Below are 22,690 nucleotides of genomic sequence, written 5' to 3' on the forward strand. Positions count from 1 at the left end.
GTTCGGCGGCGCAGTGTCGCGAGACGACGCCAAGGAGAACGGGAATGAAACGGATGCTGTTCGCCGCCGCGCTGACGGCGGCGTTCGTGCGGCCGGCGGCTGCGGAACCGCCGCAGGTCGCCGACGGGAAGCTGGTCGACGAAGCGCACATGACGCTGTACGTGTTCGATCGCGATGCGCCGGGCAAGAGCATGTGCGACGGCGCATGCGCGGCCAACTGGCCGCCCGCGCTCGCCGACGCGTACGACAAGGCGTCGGGTGCGCTGAGCCTCGTCGCCCGCGACGACGGCAACAAGCAATGGGCGTACCGTGGCCGCCCGCTGTATCGCTGGAAGATGGACCACCAGGCCGGCGACGCGGGCGGCGACGGCGTCGGCGGCATGTGGCACGTCGCGCGGCCGTGATCGCGCGGCGACGCGCGAGGCGCTCCGATGAGCTATGAATCGGACCTGCTGGTGTGGCTCCCGCATCTCACGCGCTATGCGCGTGCACTGACGGGCGAGCGCGCGTGGGCCGACGATCTCGTGCAGGACACGCTCGAGCGTGCGCTGAACCGGCCGCCGCGCGACGGCGCCCACCTGCGCGCGTGGCTGCTGACGCTGCTGCGGCACCGCTTCATCGACCAGTTGCGCGCCCGGCACGAGATCGCGGTCGACGACGCGACCGCGCCGTGGCAGACGATGGCCGCGCCGGCGGGCGAGGTCGGCGGGCTGGAGTTGCGCGACGTGCAGCGCGCGCTGTACCGGCTGCCGGTCGAACAGCGCGAGGTGCTGTTGCTGGTCGCGCTCGAGGAGTTGAGCTATCGCGATGCCGCGCAGGTGCTCGGCGTGCCGGTGGGCACGGTGATGTCGCGACTCGCGCGGGCGCGTGCGCAGATGCGCGCCTTGCTGTCGGACGCGCCGTCGGCGCACGGCACGGCCGCGTTACGGGTGATCGGGAAGCCATGATGGACGATCCGCGCAAGCCTTCGAATCGGGGGGACGACGACGCGTCGGCGCAACTGCTGTCCGCGCTGCTGGACGGCGAGTTGTCCGGGGACGAGCGGCGCGAGATGCTCGAGCGCCTGCAGTCCGATCCGCAGGAAGCCGAACGATTCGCGCATTACCGCGCGCAGCGCGATGCGTTGAAAGCGCTGTTTCCGTTGCCGGGGGCCGCGCCGGCGTTGTTCGTGCAGCGCCGCGCGCCGCGCTGGCGCGCCGTCACGCACGCGTTCGCGGGGCTCGCGGCCGGGCTGCTGATCGGTGTCGCGCTGCATGCCGGCTGGACGGCGTTCGACCGCGAACCGGCGTTCGCCGCGCGCGCCGACGTCGCATACGCCGTGTACGCCGCCGACCGCGAGCATCCGGTGGAAGTCGGTGCGGCCGATCCCGCGCGGCTCGCCGCGTGGCTGTCGGCGCGCGTCGGCCGGCCGGTGCGCGCACCGTCGCTCGACGAATACGGTTACGCGCTGCTGGGCGGCCGGGTGCTGCCCGGCGACGCGGGGCCGGCCGCGCAGCTCATGTACCAGCGCGCGGACGGCGCGCGCGTGACGCTGTACATGAGCGCATACGATGCGCGGCGCCTCGCGCCGCAGGCGATGTCGGCCGGCGGACGATACACGTATTTCTGGTCGGATCGCGGCATGGGTTATGCGCTGTCCGGCCGCGGCGACGAACGGCGCCTGCGCGAGCTCGCGATCGACGCATGCGGTGCGCTGGGCGGCCCGACCGACGCATGGAAGGGATGACGCGCGGCGCTCGCAGGGAGCAAGCGATGAAGAGGTCGATGATGAAGGCGCTCGGGCTGGCAGCGTTCCTGGCGGGCACGACGCTTGCACGAGCGGAAGGCGACCCGCCCGTGCGCGTGCCGGTCGACGCCGATGGCGTGCAGCGCGTGGCGATCGTCGGCGGCAGCTATTTCTTCCGGCCGAACCACGTGATCGTGCGCGCGCACGTGCCGGTCGAGCTGACCGTGTCGGCCGAGCCCGGCGTGGTGCCGCACAGCTTCGAAATCGACGCGCCGCAGGCCGGCATCGCGGTACGCACCGAGCTCGGCACGACGCCGAGGACGTTTCGTTTCACGCCGCTGCAGCCGGGGCGATTCGCCTACTATTGCACGCACCGGCTGCTGTTTTTCAGAAGCCATCGCGAGCGCGGGATGGAAGGCGTGCTCGATGTCGAGGCGGCGCCGTGATCGCCGCGTTGCTGGCCGCGAGCCTGATAGGAGCGAGCATGACAGCCGATCCCGTGACCGTCGCGCAGGCGCATTTCGACCACGTCCGCTCGTACCGCGCGACGATTCGCTCGTCGGCGCGCGACGGCGAGCACACCGAAATCCGCTACGCGTACCTGAAACCGGGCTTCGTCCGGATGGATTTCGTGTCGCCGCATCGCGGCGCGGTGCTCGCGTACGATCCCGGCGACGGCAAGGTGCGGTTGCGCCCGTTCGGCACGCACGCGCCGCCCGCGCTGACGTTGTCGCCGTCCAATCCGCTCGTGCGCGACCGCACCGGCCACCGGGTCGACCGCTCGGACGTCGGCGAACTGCTGCGCAACGTCCATGCGCTGCAGCAGGGCGGCGCGACGGTGACCGAAGGCGAGGAGGCCGTCGGCGGCCGGACCGCGCTGCGCGTGCTGGTCACGGGCGCGCCTGCGCACGCGGTCGACGGCGTGCATCGCTACCGGCTGTGGCTCGACGCCGCGGACGGTTTTCCGCTGAAGGTCGTCAGCTACGCGGACGGCGACGACGTGCCGCTCGAAACCGTGACGCTCGACGACGTGGAGATCGACGTCGCGTTTCCCGAGCGTTTCTTCGCGCCCTGACGGCGCGCCGATCCGCGTTCCTGACGCGCATGCCGGAGGCTGCATGGCGGAGTACCGGTTTTCGACGATCTGGCGGGTGGATGCGCCGCTCGCGGCGGTCTGGGATGCGATCTACCAGGTCGATCGCTGGCCCGACTGGTGGAAGGGCGCCGTGCGCACCGTCGAGCTCGAGCATGGCGACGCGCGCGGCGTCGGCGCGCTGCACCGGTATACGTGGAAGGGCGCGCTGCCGTACCGGCTGACCTTCGACATGCGCGTGCGGCGCGTCGAGCGGCCGCATGTGCTCGAAGGCCGTGCGAGCGGCGCGATCGAGGGCGACGGACGCTGGTCGTTCGCCGCCGACGGCGCGCGCACCGTCGTGCGCTACGACTGGCACATTTGCACGCACGGCTGGATGAACTGGCTGGAGCCGCTCGCACGGCCGCTGTTCCGATGGAATCACGACGTCGTGATGCGCGAAGGCGCGAAGGGGCTCGCGCGGCGGCTGGGCGCGGCCGTCGAGACGGACGGCCGGACCTTCCGGCCGCTGTCGGGCGCGGACTGTGCCGATGCGTGAGGCGCGCAAGGATTGACGCGGCGACGCACGCGAACGAACGCGTCGCGGCGGATGAAATCGGCGCCCGCACGGTTTTTTCGCTGCGATGTCGCCGGTCTCAGGAACTCCGGGCTTACCCGGTGTCCAATCGGGGCTGGATGAGGTTGGCGGGTTGCACGGGGCCGTCCGTCGCGACGATTGAGGTCTTCAGATTATTGTTTTTAAAAGGTTTTTTGTTGTGTTTCCGTGTTTTTCCACCGTCCCGCCGCGTCGAAAATTCCCCCGGTTCCCCTTCTTGAATTTGTCAAAACCCGTCCATATAATTAGCACTCGCTGCACGAGAGTGCTAACAATTCTCTGCCGGGCGACGAGCCGGGCAGTTTCCCTAAGCGTTCTTCAATCTCAGTCAAGAGAGGAGTGAATATGAACCTTCGTCCTTTGCACGATCGCGTGATCGTCAAGCGCCTGGATCAGGAAACCAAGACCGCCTCGGGCATCGTGATCCCCGACGCCGCTGCTGAAAAGCCGGATCAGGGCGAAGTCCTGGCCATCGGCCCGGGCAAGCGCGACGACAAGGGCGCGCCGATCGCACTCGACGTGAAGGTCGGCGATCGTGTCCTGTTCGGCAAGTACGCAGGCCAGACCGTGAAGGTCGACGGCCAGGAACTGCTGGTCATGCGCGAAGAAGACATCATGGCCGTTGTCAACGCCAAGTAAGCGTCCTCCGACGGTACATATTCCCAAGAATTCAAGGAGTTAAAGATGGCAGCTAAAGACGTCGTATTCGGCGATTCCGCCCGTTCGAAGATGGTCGAAGGCGTGAACATTCTCGCCAACGCAGTCAAGGTCACGCTGGGTCCGAAGGGCCGCAACGTCGTGCTCGAGCGCAGCTTCGGCGGCCCGACGGTCACCAAGGACGGTGTGTCGGTCGCGAAGGAAATCGAGCTGAAGGACAAGCTCCAGAACATGGGCGCGCAAATGGTCAAGGAAGTCGCTTCCAAGACCAGCGACAACGCAGGCGACGGTACGACGACGGCAACCGTGCTCGCGCAATCGATCGTTCGCGAAGGCATGAAGTACGTCGCGTCGGGCATGAACCCGATGGACCTGAAGCGCGGCATCGACAAGGCCGTCGCAGCGGCCGTCGAAGAGCTGAAGAAGATCAGCAAGCCGTGCACGACCAACAAGGAAATCGCACAGGTCGGCTCGATCTCGGCGAACAGCGATTCGTCGATCGGCGATCGCATCGCTGAAGCGATGGACAAGGTCGGCAAGGAAGGCGTCATCACCGTCGAAGACGGCAAGTCGCTGGCCGACGAACTCGACGTCGTCGAAGGCATGCAATTCGACCGCGGCTACCTGTCGCCGTACTTCATCAACAACCCGGACAAGCAAGTCGCCGTCCTCGAGAACCCGTTCGTGCTGCTGCACGACAAGAAGGTGTCGAACATCCGCGATCTGCTGCCGGTGCTCGAGCAAGTCGCGAAGGCAGGCCGTCCGCTGCTGATCATCGCCGAAGACGTCGAAGGCGAAGCGCTCGCAACGCTGGTCGTCAACAACATCCGCGGCATCCTGAAGACCGTTGCGGTCAAGGCGCCGGGCTTCGGCGACCGTCGCAAGGCAATGCTGGAAGACATCGCGATCCTGACCGGCGGTCAGGTCGTCGCGGAAGAAACCGGCCTCACGCTCGAGAAGGCAACGCTGGCAGAACTGGGCCAGGCGAAGCGCATCGAAGTGGGCAAGGAAAACACGACGATCATCGACGGCGCAGGCGAAGCCGTGAACATCGAAGCGCGCGTCAAGCAGATCCGCACGCAAATCGAAGAAGCGACGTCGGACTACGACCGCGAGAAGCTGCAAGAGCGCGTGGCGAAGCTGGCCGGCGGTGTTGCGGTGATCAAGGTCGGCGCTGCGACCGAAGTCGAAATGAAGGAAAAGAAGGCACGCGTCGAAGACGCGCTGCACGCAACCCGCGCTGCCGTTGAAGAAGGCATCGTCCCGGGCGGCGGCGTCGCGCTGATCCGTGCACGCACCGCGATCGCAGGCCTGACCGGCGTGAACGCCGACCAGAACGCCGGCATCAAGATCGTGCTGCGCGCGATGGAAGAGCCGCTGCGCCAGATCGTCACGAACGGCGGCGAAGAAGCCAGCGTCGTGGTGGCGGCGGTTGCTGCAGGCAAGGGCAACTACGGCTACAACGCAGCGACGGGCGAGTACGTCGACATGGTCGAAGCCGGCGTCGTCGACCCGACCAAGGTCACGCGCACCGCACTGCAGAACGCAGCTTCGGTTGCAGGCCTGCTGCTGACGACGGACGCAGCCGTCGCAGAACTGCCGAAGGAAGACGCACCGATGCCGGGCGGCATGCCGGGCGGCATGGGCGGCATGGGCATGGACATGTAATCGACTTCGGTCGACGGTGTCCGGAGCGCGCAGCGATGCGCGTTCCAGCCAAAAGAAAAGACCCGCAGCGATGCGGGTCTTTTTTTATGTGCGCGCGGTTTTCGATGCGTGCGCGAGGCAACCGGATACGTCACGCCTCCAAGCGGCGCGACGTGTGGCGGTGGACCTGCTCGCCGCGTCGCGACTCAATGCCGGTGCGACGTCCTCGGCGCCGGATCGGCCTTCACGGCCGGCGGCGCGTCCGAATCGTCGTTGCTGCGCGCCCAGAAGAACCGGTCGGGCAGGTATGCGCCCATACCGGGCCGGAACGCGTCGCGCACGGCCTGGTACAGGTATTCCTGCGCCTCGCGCACGGCCTCCGGCGGCTCCTGGCCGTTTGCGAGCAGCGCCGCGATGGCCGCGCCGAGCGTATCGGTGATGCCCATCAGCCGGTGCGGCGAGCGGTCCCACATGTCTTCACGAAGCTGGCCTTCTTCGCCGTACAGCGTATTGACGAGCCGGTGCGAGCCCGTTTCCGACGACAGGATGTATTCGCAACCTTGCGACAGCAGGTGCGACACGGCCGCATCGAGATTCGGCGCTTCGGCATCGCCGTCCGGCTGCGCGAGCGCGATCAGCGTCGCGTGATCGGCGACGAGCAAGGTGGTTTGCGGCGCCAGCAGGTCGGCGATCGATTCGCGCAGGTCGTCGGCGGCGAGCACGTGTTCGTCGTCGAGCGTGAAGTCCGGCGCGAGCACGAGCGGCACGCCGTCGTAGTCGGCGACGACTTCGGCGATCGCGCTCACGACTTCCGCGCGCGTCGCCGCGCCGATCTTGAACGCGGCCACCGGCATGTCTTCGAGCAGCATGCGCGCCTGCGCGGCGACGACGTCGGGGTCGAGGCCGGTCACTTCATCGCAGGCGGCCGAGTCGCGCACGGTATAGCCGGTCAGGACGGACACGCCGTGACAGCCCATGCTCGCCAGGGTCATCAGATCGGCTTGGAGGCCGGAGCCGCCGGTGGGATCGGACAGGCCGAAGGTGAGGACGATCGGAGGGGCGTTGCTGGACATGTAAAAATGGGGCAAGAGAAAAACGGAAAAGCGACGGAGATGCGGACGGCGAGGCGAGTGGGGCTGTTTCGGCCCTGTGTTGCCCGGCAGGCCGCACGTTCAACCATTATGCGGTGGAATCCGGCCGGTACGACGGATTTTTTAGCGCAGCGCAACGTAGTCGCCGTCCTCCAGCGCGATTGCTAGGCAGTCCGGCCCCGACACGGTACCATCATGGCTCCCGAATTTACCGACTTTCCCCGACGCGGCTTAAGATGGAATACAAGAGCTGGATGTGCCTGATTTGTGGCTGGATTTACGACGAAGAAGCCGGGCTGCCGGAAGAGGGCATTGCCCCGGGCACGCGCTGGGAAGACGTCCCGATCAACTGGACGTGTCCCGAATGCGGCGCCCGCAAGGAAGACTTCGAGATGGTCCAGATCTGATCGGACCGCTGGCCCACGCACACTCCGCTCAGGCCTTGCACGGATCCGGCGCTCGCGTGCCGCGATTCGCGCGAGCGACTCGACGATGACAGGCGCGCGTGCCCATGACGTCCGATCCGGCGAACGTTCCCCACCCTGACGCATTGCCCAATCCGCGTGGCGGAGCCGTGCGCGCGGCCGAGGCATGGCTGGCAGCGGCTGCCGATGCATTCGAGCGGCGCGACGATGCCGTGGCGCCGCTTGCCGCGGCCGCGGCCGTGCTGGCGGAAGCCGGCTGGCTGCCGGCCGCGCGTTTCGCCGGGCAACTGTCGGCCGCCGTGCCGCTCGTCGGCACCGAGCCGACTTCGGCCGGCTGGCGGGCCGCGCTGCACGATTTTCGTGCGGCCGTCGGGCGCCACAACCTGCGCGAGCTCGCGTGCTCGCCCGTTCTCTTCGAGCATTTCCGTGCGTTGCGCGCGCAAAGCGCCGCCGACTTGCGCGCGAGCGCGCCGCTCGACGCGCTCGCGCTGGTCGGCCGCGCGGTGCCGCCTGCCACGCTGCGCGCGCTGCCCGATGCATTCGCGGCCCGGATTCGCGCCCGCTACGAGCAGGCGCTGCTGGGCGTGCTGCGTGCCGAACACGGCGCGCCGGGGGCGGCGCTCGACGAACTCGACGCGATGCTGGCCGCGCTCACCGATGACGCACCGTACGATTTCTGGCGGCTCGCGGCCGCGTGCGTGCGCGCGCTGCGCGCGAGCGGCGCGCCCGAACTGAAGCGCTTTCTCGCGCGAACCAACCTGCTGCTCGGCGAACACGCGCAGGGCCGGCGCGGCGCGCCGCCCGAACTGGTGCGCGAGACGGCGGCGCTGCTATGGCGCGATTTCGCGCTGTTCGGCGCCGCGGCCGAGGACGTCGCGCTCGTCGACGTGCTGCACGACTACGGGTTGACGGTCGACTGGCACGTCGCCGGCACGCCCGCGTCCGAAGCGTTGTGGGAGGCCGATGCCGCGCGGGCCGAGCACGAGGCGGTCGCCGTCGCACCGACCCGCGCGCTCGGCGTCGTGACCGTCAACGCGCATGCCTATGAGGATTTCCTGCAGACCGCCGATGCGTCGATGGCCGACCTGGCGGCCGACCCGGCCGCGGCCGACACCGGCGCCGCGTGGCATGCGTCCGGCGCGGCCTACCGGGTCGGCACGGCCGCCTGCGCGCTCGGGCTCGGCCACGCGGCGCTGCTGGCCGACACGCTCGGCCTGGCGTGGCGCCGTGCGGCGCACGGCGTGCCGCTCGCCGACGGCGGCCTCGATGCGCACCGCCACGCGTCCGACATGCTGCGCGCGGCGCTCCTGAAGATCGCGGCCGGCGTCGCGCCGCCGGACCTCACGGCGGCGTCCGAAGCGCTCGGCGCCGCGCTCGGCCGGACCTGACGAACAAGGGGACGGACACGCGCCGGCGGCCCTTGTCGCGCGGGCCTGCAACACGCTGCCGACAGCGCCCGCGCGCGTGTTAGAGTGCCGTGTGATCCGCGCGCGTCGTTGCCAGCGCGGCGCGGCGTTGCTTGTTGATCGCGGCCCGGTCAGGTCGCGGCGTCTTTGCTAAAATTCAAACCATGTCAAAGCCTTCCGATCGCATCAATCTCACCAACCAGTTCCTGATCGCCATGCCCAACATGGCCGATCCGACGTTCTCGGGAACGGTGATCTATCTTTGCGATCACAGCGAGCGCGGTGCGCTCGGCCTCGTCATCAATCGTCCGACCGACATCGACCTCGAATCGCTGTTCAACCGCATCGATCTGAAGCTCGACATCGAGCCGCTGCTGCACATTCCCGTGTACTTCGGCGGCCCGGTCCAGACCGAGCGCGGCTTCGTGCTGCACGAGCCGGTCGAGGGCGCGAGCTACAACTCGTCGATGTCCGTCGACGGCGGGCTCGAGATGACGACGTCGAAGGACGTGCTCGAGGCGGTCGCGACGGGCACCGGCCCGAAGCGCTTCCTGCTGACGCTCGGCCATGCAGGCTGGGGCGCCGGGCAGCTCGAGGAAGAAATTTCCCGCAACGGCTGGCTGACGGTCGCCGCCGATCCGCGCATCGTGTTCGACACGCCGGCCGAAGAGCGCTTCGAAGCGGCGCTCGGCCTGCTCGGCGTCAGCTCGTCGATGCTGTCCGGCGAGGCAGGGCACGCATGAGCGGCGCGAGCGCGCGCGATGCGACGCTCCTGGCGTTCGACTACGGCGAGAAACGGATCGGCGTCGCGATCGGCAACGCGCTCACGCGCTCGGCCCGTGCGCTCGTCGTGATCCAGAACCTGAACCGCGAACACCGCTTCAAGGCGGTCGGCGACCTGCTGGCCGAATGGCGGCCGGATGCGCTCGTCGTGGGCTTGCCGATGCATCCGGACGGCACGCCGCACGACATGACGCAGCAGGCGAAGCGCTTCGGCAACCAGTTGAACGGCCGCTTCGGGCTACCCGTCACGTGGATCGACGAGCGCTATTCGTCGGTCGAGGCCGAGGCCGGGCTGCGCGAGCGCAACGTGCGCGGCCGCGCACGCACCGACATGCTCGATGCCGAAGCCGCGCGCGTCATCCTTCAACAGTATCTCGATCAATTGTCCGACCATGAGCCCCATTGACGCCGAGGCGCTTTACCGCGTCCTGCTCGACCAGATCCGCGCCGCGTACGGCACGGCGTTCGCCGAACCGGGCGGCCCGCGGCTCGCCGGCATTCATAGCGGCGGCGCATGGCTCGCCGAGCGCCTCGCGCGCGATCTCGGCGCACCGGCGTTCGGCGTCGTCAACGTCGCACTGCACCGCGACGACTACGCGAAGAAGGGGCTGCACAGCCAGGCCAGCCCGACGTCGCTGCCGTTCGACGTCGACGGCGCGCGCATCGTGCTCGTCGACGACGTGCTGTACACCGGCCGCACCGTGCGCGCCGCGCTCAACGAGCTGTTCGACTACGGCCGTCCGGCTGCGGTCGAACTCGCGGTGCTCGCCGATCGCGGCGGCCGCGAGCTGCCGGTCGCCGCGCGCTTCGCGGGCGGCACGCTCGACGTGCCGGCCGACGCGACGCTCGTGCTCGCGCGCGACGATACGCGGTTCACGCTGCACGCCGAGCCGCACGGCACCTGAACGACACGCGAACCGTATCCCGGGCCGCTGGTTTGCACCGCGGCCCGTTTGCATAGTTGGAATCACGCACACCATGACCACCGACACCACTGGCCGCACCGGCAATCCCGCGGCGGCCGCGAGCCCCGACCGGTTTCGCTACGGGTTCCTGAAGGGCAACCCGCAGCTCACGAAAAACGGCGAGCTGAAGCACCTGCTGTCGATCGAGGGCCTGCCGCGCTCGATCGTCAATCACATCCTCGATACGGCCGAGCAGTTCGTCAGCGTGACGGATCGCGAGGTGAAGAAGGTGCCGCTGCTGCGCGGCAAGTCCGTGTTCAACCTGTTCTTCGAGAACTCGACGCGCACGCGCACGACCTTCGAGATCGCCGCGACGCGCCTGTCGGCCGACGTGCTGAACCTGAACATCAATGCGTCGTCGACGAGCAAGGGCGAATCGCTGCTCGACACGATCAACAACCTGTCGGCGATGCATGCCGACCTGTTCGTCGTGCGCCACGCGTCGAGCGGCGCGCCGTACCTGATCGCCGAGCACTGCGCGCCGCACGTGCACGTGATCAACGCCGGCGACGGGCGCCACGCGCACCCGACGCAGGGCCTGCTCGACATGTACACGATCCGCCACTACAAGCGCGACTTCACGAAGCTGCGCGTGGCGATCGTCGGCGACATCCTGCATTCGCGCGTCGCACGCTCCGACATCCATGCGCTCACCACGCTCGGCGTGCCGGAAGTGCGCGCGATCGGCCCGCGCACGCTGCTGCCGGGCGGGCTCGAGCAGATGGGCGTGAAGGTGTTCCACAACCTCGACGAGGGGCTGAAGGGCGTCGACGTGATCATCATGCTGCGCCTGCAGAACGAACGGATGAGCGGCGCGCTGCTGCCGTCCGCGCAGGAGTACTTCAAGACGTGGGGCCTGACGCCCGAGCGCCTCGCGCTCGCCGCGCCCGACGCGATCGTGATGCACCCGGGCCCGATGAACCGCGGCGTCGAGATCGATTCACAGGTCGCCGACGGTCCGCAGTCGGTGATCCTCAACCAGGTCACGTTCGGCATCGCCGTGCGGATGGCGGTGATGGGCATCGTCGCCGGCAACAGCGACTGAGCCTGCTGTCGCGCATCCGATCCACGCATTCAACGCAATCAACGCATTCACAGACAGCGCATGAAGATTCATATCAAAGGCGGCACGCTGATCGACCCGGTCGCCGGCACCGAAGGGCAGGCCAACGTATTCGTCGCGGACGGCAAGATCGCCGCGCTTGGCAGCGCGCCGGCCGGTTTCAACGCGGACAGGACGATCGACGCGTCGGGCCTGATCGTCGCGCCCGGCCTCGTCGACCTGTGCGCGCGGCTACGCGAGCCCGGCTACGAGCACAAGGCGACGCTCGCGTCCGAGATGGCCGCGGCCGTCGCGGGCGGCGTCACGACGCTCGTGTGCCCGCCGGACACCGACCCCGTGCTCGACGAGCCGGGCCTCGTCGAAATGCTCAAGTTCCGCGCGCGCAACCTGCGGCAGGCGAACGTGCATCCGCTCGGCGCGCTGACGGTCGGCCTCAAGGGCGAGGTGATCACCGAGATGGTCGCGCTGACCGAATCCGGCTGCGTCGGCTTCACGCACGCCAACGTGCCGGTGCGCGACACGCAGGTGCTGCTGCGCGCGCTGCAATACGCGAGCACCTACGGCTACACGACGTGGCTGCGTCCGCTCGACGCGTTCATCGGCCGCGGCGGCGTGGCCGCGAGCGGCGCGCTCGCGTCGCGGCTCGGGCTCTCCGGCGTGCCGGTCGCGGCCGAGACGATCGCACTGCACACCATTTTCGAACTGATGCGCGTCACGGGCGCGCGCGTGCACCTCGCACGCCTGTCGTCGGCGGCCGGGCTCGCGCTCGTGCGCGCGGCGAAGGCCGAAGGGCTGCCGGTGACCTGCGACGTCAGCGCGAACCACCTGCACCTGATCGACGTCGACATCGGCTACTTCGATTCGCAGTTCCGGCTCGACCCGCCGCTGCGCGGCGAGCGCGACCGTGAAGCGATCCGCGCGGCGCTCGCCGACGGCACGATCGATGCGATTTGCTCGGATCACACGCCGGTCGACGATGACGAGAAGCTGCTGCCGTTCGGTGAAGCGACGCCGGGCGCGACGGGGCTCGAGCTGCTGCTGTCGCTGACGCTGAAGTGGGCGGACGAGACGCGCACGCCGCTCGCGCAGGCGCTGCGCCGCATCACGTCCGCGCCGGCCGACGTGCTGCAACTGCCGGCGGGGCGCCTCGCCGAAGGCGGCGCGGCCGACCTGTGCGTATTCGATCCGCGCGCGCACTGGCGCGTCGAGCCGCGTGCGCTGAAGAGCCAGGGCCACAACTCGCCGTTCCTCGGCTACGAACTGCCGGCCATCGTGCGCACGACGCTCGTCGCCGGGCAGATCGCGTTCGAGCGCCACTGAACCCCGTCGGACCTTCGCCATGAACGCCATTCGCAAGCTGCGTCTCGTCTTTCACCTGTTGCGCGGCATGGCGATCGTCGCGCTGCGTTTTTCGCACGTCACGCCCGCGCGCCGCGCCGAGCTGATACGCCGCTGGTCGCTCAAGATGCTGCGAATCTGCGGGATGCGCCTCGTCGTCCACAACGACGGCGCGCGGCTCGACGCGAGCGCGCTCGTCGTGGGCAACCACGTCTCGTGGCTCGACATCTATGCGGTCAACGCGTGGCGGCCGACGCCGTTCGTGTCCAAGGCCGAGGTGCGGCAGTGGCCGGTCGTCGGCTGGCTCGCCGAGAAGCTCGACACCGTGTTCCTGCAGCGCGAGAAGCGTACCGAGGCGATGCGGATCATGCACGAGATGGCCGAGCGCCTGCGCAACGGCGGCGTGATGTGCGTGTTTCCGGAAGGGACGACGTCCGACGGCCAGGATCTGCTGCCGTTCCATGCGAACCTGTTCCAGGCCGCGGTATCGGCCGGCTGCGCGGTGCAGCCGATTTGCCTGATGTACGAGGACGCGCACGGGCGGCAGTCGGTCGCGCCGGCGTACACGGGCGACCTGTCGCTCGGCAAGTCGCTCGACATGGTGCTGCGCGGCGGCCCGCTCGTCGCGCACCTGTACGTGTGCGAACCGATCGCGCCGGGCGGCGACCGCCGGGCGACGTCCGCGGCGGCGCGCGACGCGATCGCCGCCGCATTGGCGACGCTGCAGGAGAAGGTCGGCAAGCCGACGGCCGAGTCGCTTGCCGAGCTGCAGAAGCATGCGTATCCGGCGACCGAGCTCCGCGCCGATGCTGCGGGCGATGCGACGACCGACGCGCCCGTGCCGGGGCGCGAGGGCTGACGCGCCACCGCGGCGCGTGAATCGGCGTGCCGTCACTCGCCGCCCGGCGAGCGGCACGCTTCGCACTGCACCTGCGTGACCGTGCGCTGCGCCGGATCGGCCGTCAGTCGCACGGCCGACAACTGGTTTCCCCATACGCAACCCGAATCGAGCGCGACGACGTTGTCGCGCAGCATCAGGCCGAGCGCGGCCCAGTGCCCGAACACGACCGTCACGTCCTCGGTGCGGCGCCCCGGCACGTCGAACCACGGCAGGTAGCCGGGCGGCGCGCTGTCGGGGCCGCCGTTCGCCTTGAATTCCATCGCGCCGTCGGGTGTGCAGAAGCGCAGGCGCGTGAACGCATTGAATGCGACGCGCATCCGGTCGCGTTTCTTCAGGTTCGGACTCCACTGGTTCGGCTCGTTGCCGTACAGGCCTTGCAACGTGTCGCGCCAGTCGGGGGCACGCAGCGCGTGCTGCAGTTCGTCGGCAAGTTGGAGCGCAAGCGCGGTGTCCCATTGCGGCAGCACGCCGGCGTGCACGAGCAGTTTTCCGTCTTCGACATGCACGAACGGACGGTGGCGGACCCAGTCGAGCAGCGCGTCGGCGTCGGGCGCGTCGAGGATCTCGCCGATGGTGTCGCCGGGGCGTTCGGTGCGGATCCCGGCCGAGACGGCGAGCAAATGAAGGTCGTGGTTGCCGAGAACGACGGTCGCGCGCGGGCCGAGATCGACAATGGCGCGCAAGGCGGCGAGCGAGCCCGGGCCGCGGTTGACGACGTCGCCGGCGATCCAGAGCGGGGTGTCGGCGGGGGCTGAAAGCTTGGCCAGCAGCGACTGGAAAGCGGAATGACAGCCTTGGATGTCGCCGATGGCGATGGGAGGGAGGGTCATGGGGCGGCGGACTTTGCGAGTATCGAGAACGCGGGAAAAATTATCCAGTCAATGCGGCGCAGTGCGATTTCTGTTCCGCAACGGCGCGGCAATCTGGCAATAAATTTCGCGCTCGGAAAGGGTTCGAAGCGCTGTATCAAGTTGTTAGCGGCATGGCTTTTGCAGGGGGCGGCTCCCTATAATCGTCGCTTTCCCCAACAAAATTAGCATTTCATGACTTTGGAGGCCATGTCGACCGGTTAAAATTCCCGGTCTGACGTGGCAATCACAAGCTACCGGCATTTGCGAATCCGATGTGGCCGGCGCCTGATGGCGCCTGCCGCACACTATTTGAGGGAGCCTCATGATCCTGGTTACGGGCGGCGCGGGTTTTATCGGTGCCAATTTTGTACTCGACTGGCTGCGCGCATCCGACGAAGCCGTGCTCAACGTTGACAAGCTGACGTACGCAGGGAACCTGCGCACGCTGCAGTCGCTGGACGGAAACCCGAAGCACGTGTTTGCCCGCGTCGACATCTGCGACCGTGATGCACTCGACGCACTCCTGGCCCAGCACAAGCCCCGCGCGGTGCTGCATTTCGCGGCCGAAAGCCATGTCGACCGCTCGATCCACGGCCCCGCGGACTTCGTGCAGACCAACGTCGTCGGCACGTTCACGCTGCTCGAGGCGACCCGCCAGTACTGGAACGGCCTGAACGACGCCGACAAGGCCGCGTTCCGCTTCCTGCACGTGTCGACCGACGAGGTATTCGGTTCGCTGTCGGCCACCGACCCGCAATTCTCCGAGACGACGCCGTACGCGCCGAACAGCCCGTATTCGGCGACGAAGGCGGGCTCCGACCACCTGGTACGCGCATACCATCATACGTACGGTCTGCCGGTGCTGACGACGAACTGTTCGAACAACTACGGCCCGTACCAGTTCCCCGAGAAATTGATCCCGTTGATGATCGCGAATGCGCTCGCGGGCAAGCCGCTGCCGGTGTATGGCGACGGCCAGAACGTGCGCGACTGGCTGTACGTCGGCGATCACTGCAGCGCGATCCGCGAAGTGCTCGCGCGCGGCGTGCCGGGCGAGACGTACAACGTCGGCGGCTGGAACGAGAAGAAGAACCTCGAAGTCGTGCATACGCTGTGCGACCTGCTCGACAAGGCGCGCCCGAAGGCAGCCGGGTCGTACCGCGATCAGATCACCTATGTGACCGACCGCCCCGGCCATGATCGCCGCTACGCGATCGATGCGCGCAAGCTCGAACGCGAGCTCGGCTGGAAGCCGGCGGAAACGTTCGAGACGGGCTTGGCGAAGACGGTCGACTGGTACCTCGACAACCAGGCCTGGGCCGACGAGGTCGCATCGGGCGAGTACCGCAAGTGGGTCGAGACGAACTACGCGAAACGCACCTGAGGAGAGAAGCGATGGCACGTAAAGGCATCATTCTCGCCGGCGGTTCCGGTACCCGGCTGTATCCGATCACGCACGTCGTATCGAAGCAGCTCCTGCCGGTGTACGACAAGCCGATGATCTACTACCCGCTGTCTACGCTGATGATCGCGGGTATTCGCGATGTGCTGATCATCTCGACGCCGCAGGACACGCCGCGCTTCGAGTCGATGCTCGGCGACGGCAGCCAGTGGGGGATGAACATCCAGTACGCGGTGCAGCCGTCGCCCGACGGTCTTGCGCAGGCGTTCATCATCGGCAAGGAATTCGTCGGCAACGATCCGTCGGCGCTGATCCTCGGCGACAACATCTTCTACGGGCACGATCTCGCGAAGCAGCTCGAGCGTGCGCATGCGCAGGAAAGCGGCGCGACCGTGTTTGCGTATCACGTGCACGACCCGGAGCGTTATGGTGTCGTCGAATTCGACAAGTCGTTCCGCGCGCTGTCGATCGAGGAGAAGCCGGCCAAGCCGCGCTCGAACTACGCGGTGACGGGCCTGTATTTCTACGACAACCGCGTATGCGACATCGCGGCCGACATCAAGCCGTCGCCGCGCGGCGAGCTGGAAATCACCGACGTCAACTCGCGCTATCTTGATAGCGGCGCGCTGAATGTCGAGATCATGGGGCGCGGCTATGCGTGGCTCGACACCGGCACGCACGATTCGCTGATCGAGGCGGCCAGTTTCATCGCGACGCTGCAGAAGCGACAGGGTCTTGTGGTCGCCTGTCCGGAAGAGATCGCGTATCGCCGCAACTGGATCGACGCGGAGCAAGTGCTGAAGCTCGCCCAGCCGCTCGCGAAGAACGCATACGGTCAGTACCTGAAGAACATTCTTACGGATCAAGTCGCATGGCCATCCAAGTAACGGCAACGGCGCTGCCCGAAGTCAAGATCATCGAGCCGAAGGTGTTCGGCGACGCGCGCGGATTCTTCTACGAGAGCTTCAACGGGAAGGAATTCGCCGAGCAGGTCGCGCCCGGCGTCGAATTCGTACAGGACAACCATTCGCGCTCGTCGAAGGGCGTGCTGCGCGGGCTGCACTATCAGATCCAGCACGCGCAGGGCAAGCTCGTTCGCGTGGTCGAAGGCGAAGTGTTCGACGTGGCCGTCGACATTCGCAAGGGGTCGCCGAACTTCGGCAAGTGGGTGGGCGTGGTGCTGTCGAACGACAACCACCGCCAACTGTGGGTGCCGCCCGGTTTCGCGCACGGGTTCGTCGTGCTGTCGGAGGCCGCGCAGTTCCTCTACAAGACGACCGACTACTGGTTTCCGGAACACGAGCGCAGCATCGTGTGGAACGATCCGGAGATCGGGATCGAATGGCCGATCGATTTCGAGCCGCTGCTGGCGGCGAAGGATTCGGCCGGCAAGCGGTTGAGCGAAGCCGAAGTTTATGCGTGAGGTGGGTGTGACTCCTGAACCGACGATCCTCGTGACGGGTGTGAATGGCCAGGTCGGGTTCGAACTGCTGCGTTCGCTGCAAGGCCTCGGCCACGTGGTGGCGTGCGACCGTTCGATGCTCGACCTGACCGATCTCGATCGGGTGCGCAGCGTCGTACGCGAGCTGAAGCCGTCGATCATCGTGAATCCGGCTGCGTACACGGCCGTCGACAAGGCGGAGACGGACGTCGACGCCGCGCGTCGGCTGAATGCCGACGTCCCGCGTGCCTTTGCGGAGGAGGCGGCGCGCCTCGGTGCAGCGCTGATTCATTACTCGACCGACTATGTGTTCGACGGGACCAAAGAGGGCGCCTATGTCGAAACGGACGCGACCAACCCGCAGAACGTGTACGGGCTGACCAAGCTCGAGGGCGAGCAGGCCATCGCGGCAACAGGATGCGCGCACCTGATCCTGCGAACGAGCTGGGTGTACGGCCGGCGCGGCAAGAACTTCCTGCTGACGATGCTGAAGCTCGGGAGCGAGCGTCCGGAGTTGCGTGTCGTCGCGGATCAGGTCGGTGCGCCGACGTGGTCGAAGACGATCGCCACCGCGACCGCGCACATCGTCACACAGGCATTGGCGGCCGATAGCGCGGACTGGTGGGCGCAGCGTTCCGGCGTTTATCACTTCACGTCGGCCGGTGCCACGTCGTGGCACGGGTTTGCCGAGGCAATCTTCGCCCATGCAATGGGCGAGCGTGCGCCGAAGGTGCTGCCGATTCCGGCGAGCGACTACCCGGTTCCGGCCAAGCGCCCGTCCAATTCGCGACTGTCTCACGACAAGCTGACCGAAGCGTTCGGGTTGCGGTTGCCGGACTGGGCCGATGCGCTGAAGCTGTGCCTGAGTGAGTAACTTGGATCAGAATTCCGCGGTTCAGGAGCGGGCCGGCGTCGTGATCGTGTTTTACCGACCGGATAGCGGTTGCGTGGCTCGTGCAAACCGGCTCGCCAAAGTATGGCCGTGCGTGGTGGTGGATAACACGGAGACCGTGTCGACGCCAGAGGCGCTCGGCCTCGACCGGCGAGTTGATTATGTCGCCAATGGTGCGAACCTCGGCATTGCGACGGCGCTCAACCAGGGGGTCGAGCGCCTGATCGCGGCCGGTTGTACGGCAGCATTGCTGTTCGATCAGGATAGCGAGCCGTCGGACGAATTGCTGATCGAGCTGCCTCGGACGATGGCGGCCGAACGCATGCGTAATCGTCGCGTAGCGCTCATCGGCCCCGCGTACGAGGATGCACGATTGGGCGGCGTCGCGCCGTTCGTCCGCTTCGGGTACGTGAAGCTGCGCCGGATTCAGCCGGACGGTGTGCAGCCGGTCGACGTCGACTTTCTGATCACGTCGGGATCGTGCGTGAATCTCGCTGTATGGCGCGACATCGGCCCGATGGACGACTCGCTGTTCATCGACTTCGTCGATCTCGAATGGTGTGTCCGCGCGCGCTCGAAGGGGTACGCGGTGCTCGGCGCGCCGGCGCTGCGGTTGAAGCACGAACTGGGCGGTGAACCAGTGAAGGTGTTCGGGCGGAGCTACCCGGGGCATAGTGCGGTTCGGCATTACTATCTGTTCCGCAATGCGGTCGCGCTGGTTCGGCGTTCTTACGTACCCTGGAGCTGGAAGTCGACCGAACTGGTCAAGATGCCGGTCCGGCTTGCGATCTACGCGTTGTTCATGCAGCCGCGAATGGCGCATCTGCGGTTGTCGATGCTCGGGATCTGGCACGGACTGACCGGTCGTACCGGCGCGCTGTGACGCGCCGGTGCCCATTTTTCAATCTCATTCAACTAAAAAGCTTGCATGCTGACTCTTTCACTTGCTGACCTCAAACAGAGCATCGCGTCCTGGCGGTTGTGGACGCTGCTCGGATGGCTCGAAATCAGGCAGCGCTATGCGCGCTCGAGCGTCGGCCCGTTCTGGCTCACGATCAGCATGGGCGTGATGATTACGTCGCTCGGCGTAGTCTACGGCACATTGTTCGGTCAGAAGATGAGTGACTATTTGCCGTTCCTCGCGTCGAGTATCGTGCTGTGGGGGCTTTTCTCGCAGACGATCCAGGAGGGAAGCGTCGCGTATATCAGTAGCGGGTCCTACATCCGCCAGGTTCCCACGCCAAAACTGATCTACATTCTACAAGTCGTATGGCGAAATCTGATCGTCCTGGCCCACAACTTCGTCATCATCATCGGTCTCCTGATGATCTTCGGCGTCAAAAGCTGGGAGACGTTGCCGATGTTCATTCCGGGGTTGCTGGTGTACGTTCTGAATGCGATGTGGATCGCGATGCTGACAAGCTTGTTGTCAGCACGCTTTCGCGATCTTCCGCAGATTATCGGTGCGCTGCTCCAGGTCGCGTTCTATGTCACGCCGATCATTTTCCGTCCCAACGCACTGAACCGGTTCTCGTTCATCGTCGAGTGGAATCCGCTTGCCTATCTGATCGATGTCGTGCGGGGTCCGCTGATCGGACAGATGCCGAGCATGCTGACGTGGGAAGTGACCATCGGCATGGCGGTCATCGGATGGCCGATCGCGTTGCTGATGACTGGTCGTTATCTGAAACGTCTGCCGTACTGGATCTGAAGAGGACGACATGGCACACATCGAACTGAAGAACGTGACGCTGGATTTGCCAATCTACGACGTGCAAGGCCGTTCGCTGAAGAAGCAGGTGCTTCGCATGGGACGACGCAACCGGATTGCGGAGGGCAACGATGGCGTCATTGTCGTCCGTGCGCTCGACGACCTGAGTTTTCGCTTCGATCGCGGCGATCGCGTGGGGCTCATCGGACACAACGGCGCAGGCAAATCGACGCTGCTGCGTGCGATGGCGGGCATTTATTCCCCGACGGGCGGTACGTTGTCGCGAGAGGGCAAGGTCGTGCCGCTGCTCGATATTAGTCTCGGTATGGACGAGAACTCGACCGGCATGCAGAACATCCGGTTACGTGGCCTGCTGCTCGGCATGACCGACGGGGAGATCCGCAGAAAGCAGAACGATATCGCCGAGTTCAGCGAATTAGGCGACTACCTCGATCTGCCTATCCGTACCTATTCGAGCGGCATGAAGATGCGGCTCGCATTTGCCGTTTCGACGGCGGTCGACGCCGAGATCCTGCTGCTCGACGAAGTCATGGGCGTGGGTGATGCGTCGTTCATGCACAAGGCCGAGGCACGTCTCGAAGAACTGCACGACCGTGCTGAGATTGTCGTGCTCGCCATGCACTCGAACAAGGAAATCCGCAAAGTGTGCAACAAGGCGCTCTGGATGGAGCGCGGGCGTGTGCGTGCTTTCGGAGAGGTCGACGACGTCGTGTCGCAATATGCTGCTTCGGTGGGGGAGTGATGGTTGTGAAGTCGAACGCGGGTATGGCTGGGTGCTGAACCGATGAAGTTGCGCAAAGCACGTTCGTTCGTGAATCGGGTGGCGGGTGACGGTGGATTGCGACTGGTCGCGCGCAAGGCTTACGGCATCTTTCGCCGGGAAGGGTTCGCGGGCGTGAGGAGCCGGATAGCGTGGTTGCGTGCGGGCGCGCCGGGTGTCATCGATCCGGTTCTCTATGCAGAATGGGTGCGCCGTTACGATCAGGTTGACGACGCAACGCGAGCGGCCATTCGCGAGCGCATCGACGGTTTCGAGAATCCGCCGCTGATTTCGGTGGTGATGCCCGTCTACAATCCCGATCCTGGCTGGCTGGCGGAGGCGATCGAGTCCATCCGTGGACAACTTTATCCGCATTGGGAACTCTGCATTGCCGACGACGTGTCGACGAATCCGGCCATCCGCCCACTGCTCGAACGTTACGCTTCCCGGGACCCTCGGATCAAGGTCGCGTTTCGGCAGAAGAATGGCCATATTTCCGCCGCATCGAATACTGCGCTCGAACTGGTGACAGGAACGTGGGTCGCGCTGTTCGATCACGACGACCTGCTGCCGGAACACGCGCTGTATTGCGTCGCGGACGTGATCGTGCGGGATCCGTCGATTCGGATGATCTATTCTGATGAAGACAAGATCGATGGCTCGGGCAAGCGCCGTGAACCTTACTTCAAGTGTGACTGGAACCCCGATCTGTTCCTTTCGCAGAATATGTTTAGTCATCTGGGAGTATTCCAAAAGGCGCTGCTCGATGAAGTCGGAGGGTTCCGCGAGGGGTATGAAGGATCCCAGGACTATGATCTGGCCCTTCGTTGTGTCGACCGGGCGGGCGCCGCAGCAATTCATCACATTCCGCGGGTGCTGTATCACTGGCGCGTCCATGCGGAAAGCACTTCGTCGGGGACCGACGCAAAGCCCTATGCGGTAGTGGCCGGCGAGCGGGCGCTCAACGACCATTTCGAGCGAACAGGTGTCCGCGGTGTGGCGGAGTACGCGGGAAACGGCTACCGTGCGCGTTATGCGATGCCCGATCCGGCGCCGCTCGTCAGCCTGATCATCCCGACGCGAAACGGGTTGAACCTGATTCGGCAGTGCATCATGAGCATCGTTGGCAAGACGACGTACGAACGCTACGAAATCATCATCGTCGACAACGGCTCGGATGACCCAGAAACACTGGACTACCTCGCGTCGCTCGAGGGCAACGCGCGTTTCCGGGTATTGCGCGACGATCGACCGTTCAATTTCGCGGCGCTGTGCAATGCGGCCGTCGAGGTGGCGGCTGGCGAGGTCATCGGACTGGTCAACAACGATATCGAGGTGATTTCCCCCGCTTGGTTGACGGAAATGGTCAGCATTGCATTGCAACCCGGCGTTGGCGCGGTGGGCGCGAAACTGCTCTATCCGAACGATACCGTCCAGCATGCCGGCGTAGTGCTGGGGCTGGGCGGCGTGGCCGGACATGTGCACAAGCACATTCCTCGCACATCGTTCGGGTACTTCGGTCGCGCGAGCCTGATCGGCGCTTTCTCAGCGGTGACTGCTGCATGCATGATCGTGCGCAAGGCGGTCTATCGTGAAGTGGCTGGAATGAACGCACAGGATCTGGGCGTCGCGTTCAACGATATCGATTTCTGTCTCCGCTTGCTGAAAGCCGGCTATCGCAATGTCTGGACCCCGTATGCGGAACTGTATCACCATGAGTCGGCGACGCGCGGTTACGAGGACGATCCTGTCAAACAGGCTCGATTCGACGGCGAGACCGAGTACATGCAAAAGCACTGGGGAGAGCTGCTGCGGAATGATTCCTCATACAGTCCAAATCTGACGTTGAACGAAGAGGATATCGGTCTGGCCTGGCCGTCGCGGGCGGGTGCGCTCGTCTGAGCGCGTGCCCGGCGATGCAG

The 22,690-nt window shown here is 66.2% G+C and carries 26 protein-coding genes; 24 read left to right on the forward strand and 2 right to left on the reverse strand.

Annotated features, from left to right (window positions below; all coding sequences use genetic code 11):
• Window positions 1-44: 44 nt before the first annotated feature.
• The 8 genes from WS54_RS17085 (at window position 45) to groL (ending at window position 5,739) form a co-directional block, all read left to right on the forward strand.
• On the forward strand, window positions 45-404 hold the full coding sequence (locus tag WS54_RS17085) for a COG4315 family predicted lipoprotein (RefSeq protein ID WP_059779425.1): 360 nt from the start codon (window positions 45-47) through the stop codon (window positions 402-404).
• 27 nt (window positions 405-431) lie between these two features.
• Window positions 432-947, forward strand: a complete 516-nt coding sequence (locus WS54_RS17090; RefSeq protein ID WP_034206563.1) for a sigma-70 family RNA polymerase sigma factor — start codon at window positions 432-434, stop codon at window positions 945-947.
• The gene (locus WS54_RS17095; protein ID WP_059779428.1) at window positions 944-1,726 is read left to right on the forward strand and encodes an anti-sigma factor family protein; all 783 of its coding nucleotides are present in this window, start codon (window positions 944-946) and stop codon (window positions 1,724-1,726) included. The genes WS54_RS17090 and WS54_RS17095 overlap by 4 nt, the downstream gene beginning before the upstream one ends.
• 26 nt (window positions 1,727-1,752) lie before the next feature.
• Window positions 1,753-2,172 carry a hypothetical protein gene (locus tag WS54_RS17100; RefSeq protein ID WP_059779791.1) on the forward strand — a complete coding sequence of 140 codons (420 nt, stop codon included), beginning with the start codon at window positions 1,753-1,755 and terminating at the stop codon, window positions 2,170-2,172.
• Window positions 2,169-2,801 (forward strand): LolA family protein, encoded by a 633-nt coding sequence (locus tag WS54_RS17105; RefSeq protein ID WP_059499820.1) that lies wholly within the window; start codon window positions 2,169-2,171, stop codon window positions 2,799-2,801. Before WS54_RS17100 ends, WS54_RS17105 begins: the two co-directional genes overlap by 4 nt.
• A gap of 43 nt (window positions 2,802-2,844) precedes the next feature.
• Window positions 2,845-3,357 (forward strand): SRPBCC family protein, encoded by a 513-nt coding sequence (locus WS54_RS17110; RefSeq protein ID WP_059779430.1) that lies wholly within the window; start codon window positions 2,845-2,847, stop codon window positions 3,355-3,357.
• Between the two features lie 402 nt (window positions 3,358-3,759).
• Window positions 3,760-4,053 (forward strand): co-chaperone GroES, encoded by a 294-nt coding sequence (gene groES, locus WS54_RS17115; RefSeq protein ID WP_004186661.1) that lies wholly within the window; start codon window positions 3,760-3,762, stop codon window positions 4,051-4,053.
• Between the two features lie 45 nt (window positions 4,054-4,098).
• On the forward strand, window positions 4,099-5,739 hold the full coding sequence (groL, locus tag WS54_RS17120; RefSeq protein ID WP_034206567.1) for a chaperonin GroEL: 1,641 nt from the start codon (window positions 4,099-4,101) through the stop codon (window positions 5,737-5,739).
• Window positions 5,740-5,924: 185 nt separating this feature from the next.
• Here the strand turns inward: groL and WS54_RS17125 are convergent, their stop codons facing one another.
• Entirely contained in the window at window positions 5,925-6,791 is an 867-nt protein-coding gene (locus tag WS54_RS17125; RefSeq protein ID WP_034206568.1) for a hydroxymethylpyrimidine/phosphomethylpyrimidine kinase, read from the reverse strand.
• A gap of 254 nt (window positions 6,792-7,045) precedes the next feature.
• On the opposite strand from WS54_RS17125, the gene WS54_RS17130 reads away from it, so the two are divergent.
• The 8 genes from WS54_RS17130 to WS54_RS17165 all read left to right on the forward strand — a co-directional run bounded on the left by WS54_RS17130 (window position 7,046) and on the right by WS54_RS17165 (window position 13,648).
• The gene (locus WS54_RS17130; RefSeq protein WP_004186709.1) at window positions 7,046-7,216 is read left to right on the forward strand and encodes a rubredoxin; all 171 of its coding nucleotides are present in this window, start codon (window positions 7,046-7,048) and stop codon (window positions 7,214-7,216) included.
• A gap of 104 nt (window positions 7,217-7,320) precedes the next feature.
• A complete protein-coding gene (locus WS54_RS17135) occupies window positions 7,321-8,622 on the forward strand; it encodes a hypothetical protein (RefSeq protein WP_059779432.1) in 1,302 nt (433 codons plus the stop codon).
• Window positions 8,623-8,804: 182 nt separating this feature from the next.
• Window positions 8,805-9,383 carry a YqgE/AlgH family protein gene (locus tag WS54_RS17140; protein WP_034206570.1) on the forward strand — a complete coding sequence of 193 codons (579 nt, stop codon included), beginning with the start codon at window positions 8,805-8,807 and terminating at the stop codon, window positions 9,381-9,383.
• Entirely contained in the window at window positions 9,380-9,829 is a 450-nt protein-coding gene (ruvX, locus tag WS54_RS17145; protein ID WP_059779434.1) for a Holliday junction resolvase RuvX, read from the forward strand. Before WS54_RS17140 ends, ruvX begins: the two co-directional genes overlap by 4 nt.
• Entirely contained in the window at window positions 9,816-10,328 is a 513-nt protein-coding gene (pyrR, locus tag WS54_RS17150; protein ID WP_059779436.1) for a bifunctional pyr operon transcriptional regulator/uracil phosphoribosyltransferase PyrR, read from the forward strand. The genes ruvX and pyrR overlap by 14 nt, the downstream gene beginning before the upstream one ends.
• A gap of 73 nt (window positions 10,329-10,401) precedes the next feature.
• Window positions 10,402-11,433, forward strand: a complete 1,032-nt coding sequence (locus WS54_RS17155) for an aspartate carbamoyltransferase catalytic subunit (RefSeq protein ID WP_006476735.1) — start codon at window positions 10,402-10,404, stop codon at window positions 11,431-11,433.
• Between the two features lie 60 nt (window positions 11,434-11,493).
• Window positions 11,494-12,771, forward strand: a complete 1,278-nt coding sequence (locus WS54_RS17160; protein WP_059779437.1) for a dihydroorotase — start codon at window positions 11,494-11,496, stop codon at window positions 12,769-12,771.
• 19 nt (window positions 12,772-12,790) lie between these two features.
• Complete coding sequence (locus WS54_RS17165) at window positions 12,791-13,648, forward strand: lysophospholipid acyltransferase family protein (RefSeq protein ID WP_059779440.1); 858 nt, start codon at window positions 12,791-12,793, stop codon at window positions 13,646-13,648.
• Window positions 13,649-13,680: 32 nt separating this feature from the next.
• Here WS54_RS17165 and WS54_RS17170 read toward each other — a convergent pair whose 3' ends face one another.
• A complete protein-coding gene (locus tag WS54_RS17170) occupies window positions 13,681-14,520 on the reverse strand; it encodes a symmetrical bis(5'-nucleosyl)-tetraphosphatase (protein ID WP_059779442.1) in 840 nt (279 codons plus the stop codon).
• A gap of 343 nt (window positions 14,521-14,863) precedes the next feature.
• Between WS54_RS17170 and rfbB the strand changes: the two genes are divergently transcribed.
• The 8 genes from rfbB to WS54_RS17210 are packed head-to-tail and all read left to right on the forward strand — an operon-like array spanning window position 14,864 to window position 22,670.
• Window positions 14,864-15,925: a dTDP-glucose 4,6-dehydratase gene (gene rfbB, locus WS54_RS17175; protein WP_059779444.1), complete on the forward strand. Its 1,062-nt coding sequence runs from the start codon at window positions 14,864-14,866 to the stop codon at window positions 15,923-15,925.
• An 11-nt stretch (window positions 15,926-15,936) separates the two neighbouring features.
• Window positions 15,937-16,830: a glucose-1-phosphate thymidylyltransferase RfbA gene (rfbA, locus tag WS54_RS17180; RefSeq protein WP_034206577.1), complete on the forward strand. Its 894-nt coding sequence runs from the start codon at window positions 15,937-15,939 to the stop codon at window positions 16,828-16,830.
• Window positions 16,815-17,366 (forward strand): dTDP-4-dehydrorhamnose 3,5-epimerase, encoded by a 552-nt coding sequence (gene rfbC / locus WS54_RS17185; RefSeq protein WP_059779446.1) that lies wholly within the window; start codon window positions 16,815-16,817, stop codon window positions 17,364-17,366. The genes rfbA and rfbC overlap by 16 nt, the downstream gene beginning before the upstream one ends.
• Entirely contained in the window at window positions 17,359-18,258 is a 900-nt protein-coding gene (gene rfbD / locus WS54_RS17190; RefSeq protein ID WP_059779453.1) for a dTDP-4-dehydrorhamnose reductase, read from the forward strand. The genes rfbC and rfbD overlap by 8 nt, the downstream gene beginning before the upstream one ends.
• Window position 18,259: 1 nt before the next feature.
• Entirely contained in the window at window positions 18,260-19,159 is a 900-nt protein-coding gene (locus WS54_RS17195) for a glycosyltransferase family 2 protein (protein ID WP_442861318.1), read from the forward strand.
• A gap of 45 nt (window positions 19,160-19,204) precedes the next feature.
• Complete coding sequence (locus WS54_RS17200) at window positions 19,205-19,987, forward strand: ABC transporter permease (RefSeq protein ID WP_059779455.1); 783 nt, start codon at window positions 19,205-19,207, stop codon at window positions 19,985-19,987.
• Window positions 19,988-19,997: 10 nt separating this feature from the next.
• A complete protein-coding gene (locus tag WS54_RS17205) occupies window positions 19,998-20,750 on the forward strand; it encodes an ABC transporter ATP-binding protein (protein ID WP_059779457.1) in 753 nt (250 codons plus the stop codon).
• Between the two features lie 42 nt (window positions 20,751-20,792).
• The gene (locus tag WS54_RS17210; RefSeq protein ID WP_059779459.1) at window positions 20,793-22,670 is read left to right on the forward strand and encodes a glycosyltransferase family 2 protein; all 1,878 of its coding nucleotides are present in this window, start codon (window positions 20,793-20,795) and stop codon (window positions 22,668-22,670) included.
• Window positions 22,671-22,690 lie beyond the last annotated feature (20 nt).

Source organism: Burkholderia sp. NRF60-BP8 (genome assembly GCF_001522585.2).
Taxonomy (GTDB): domain Bacteria; phylum Pseudomonadota; class Gammaproteobacteria; order Burkholderiales; family Burkholderiaceae; genus Burkholderia.

Bases quoted from the DNA above. Each gene is read 5' to 3' on its own strand.
- WS54_RS17085 (WP_059779425.1), top strand. From the start codon at position 45: ATGAAACGGATGCTGTTCGCCGCCGCGCTGACGGCGGCGTTCGTGCGG.
- WS54_RS17090 (WP_034206563.1), top strand. From the start codon at position 432: ATGAGCTATGAATCGGACCTGCTGGTGTGGCTCCCGCATCTCACGCGC.
- WS54_RS17095 (WP_059779428.1), top strand. From the start codon at position 944: ATGATGGACGATCCGCGCAAGCCTTCGAATCGGGGGGACGACGACGCG.
- WS54_RS17100 (WP_059779791.1), top strand. From the start codon at position 1,753: ATGAAGAGGTCGATGATGAAGGCGCTCGGGCTGGCAGCGTTCCTGGCG.
- WS54_RS17110 (WP_059779430.1), top strand. From the start codon at position 2,845: ATGGCGGAGTACCGGTTTTCGACGATCTGGCGGGTGGATGCGCCGCTC.
- groES (WP_004186661.1), top strand. From the start codon at position 3,760: ATGAACCTTCGTCCTTTGCACGATCGCGTGATCGTCAAGCGCCTGGAT.
- groL (WP_034206567.1), top strand. From the start codon at position 4,099: ATGGCAGCTAAAGACGTCGTATTCGGCGATTCCGCCCGTTCGAAGATG.
- WS54_RS17125 (WP_034206568.1), bottom strand. From the start codon at position 6,791: ATGTCCAGCAACGCCCCTCCGATCGTCCTCACCTTCGGCCTGTCCGAT.
- WS54_RS17130 (WP_004186709.1), top strand. From the start codon at position 7,046: ATGGAATACAAGAGCTGGATGTGCCTGATTTGTGGCTGGATTTACGAC.
- WS54_RS17135 (WP_059779432.1), top strand. From the start codon at position 7,321: ATGACGTCCGATCCGGCGAACGTTCCCCACCCTGACGCATTGCCCAAT.
- WS54_RS17140 (WP_034206570.1), top strand. From the start codon at position 8,805: ATGTCAAAGCCTTCCGATCGCATCAATCTCACCAACCAGTTCCTGATC.
- ruvX (WP_059779434.1), top strand. From the start codon at position 9,380: ATGAGCGGCGCGAGCGCGCGCGATGCGACGCTCCTGGCGTTCGACTAC.
- pyrR (WP_059779436.1), top strand. From the start codon at position 9,816: ATGAGCCCCATTGACGCCGAGGCGCTTTACCGCGTCCTGCTCGACCAG.
- WS54_RS17155 (WP_006476735.1), top strand. From the start codon at position 10,402: ATGACCACCGACACCACTGGCCGCACCGGCAATCCCGCGGCGGCCGCG.
- WS54_RS17160 (WP_059779437.1), top strand. From the start codon at position 11,494: ATGAAGATTCATATCAAAGGCGGCACGCTGATCGACCCGGTCGCCGGC.
- WS54_RS17165 (WP_059779440.1), top strand. From the start codon at position 12,791: ATGAACGCCATTCGCAAGCTGCGTCTCGTCTTTCACCTGTTGCGCGGC.
- WS54_RS17170 (WP_059779442.1), bottom strand. From the start codon at position 14,520: ATGACCCTCCCTCCCATCGCCATCGGCGACATCCAAGGCTGTCATTCC.
- rfbB (WP_059779444.1), top strand. From the start codon at position 14,864: ATGATCCTGGTTACGGGCGGCGCGGGTTTTATCGGTGCCAATTTTGTA.
- rfbA (WP_034206577.1), top strand. From the start codon at position 15,937: ATGGCACGTAAAGGCATCATTCTCGCCGGCGGTTCCGGTACCCGGCTG.
- rfbC (WP_059779446.1), top strand. From the start codon at position 16,815: ATGGCCATCCAAGTAACGGCAACGGCGCTGCCCGAAGTCAAGATCATC.
- rfbD (WP_059779453.1), top strand. From the start codon at position 17,359: ATGCGTGAGGTGGGTGTGACTCCTGAACCGACGATCCTCGTGACGGGT.
- WS54_RS17200 (WP_059779455.1), top strand. From the start codon at position 19,205: ATGCTGACTCTTTCACTTGCTGACCTCAAACAGAGCATCGCGTCCTGG.
- WS54_RS17205 (WP_059779457.1), top strand. From the start codon at position 19,998: ATGGCACACATCGAACTGAAGAACGTGACGCTGGATTTGCCAATCTAC.
- WS54_RS17210 (WP_059779459.1), top strand. From the start codon at position 20,793: ATGAAGTTGCGCAAAGCACGTTCGTTCGTGAATCGGGTGGCGGGTGAC.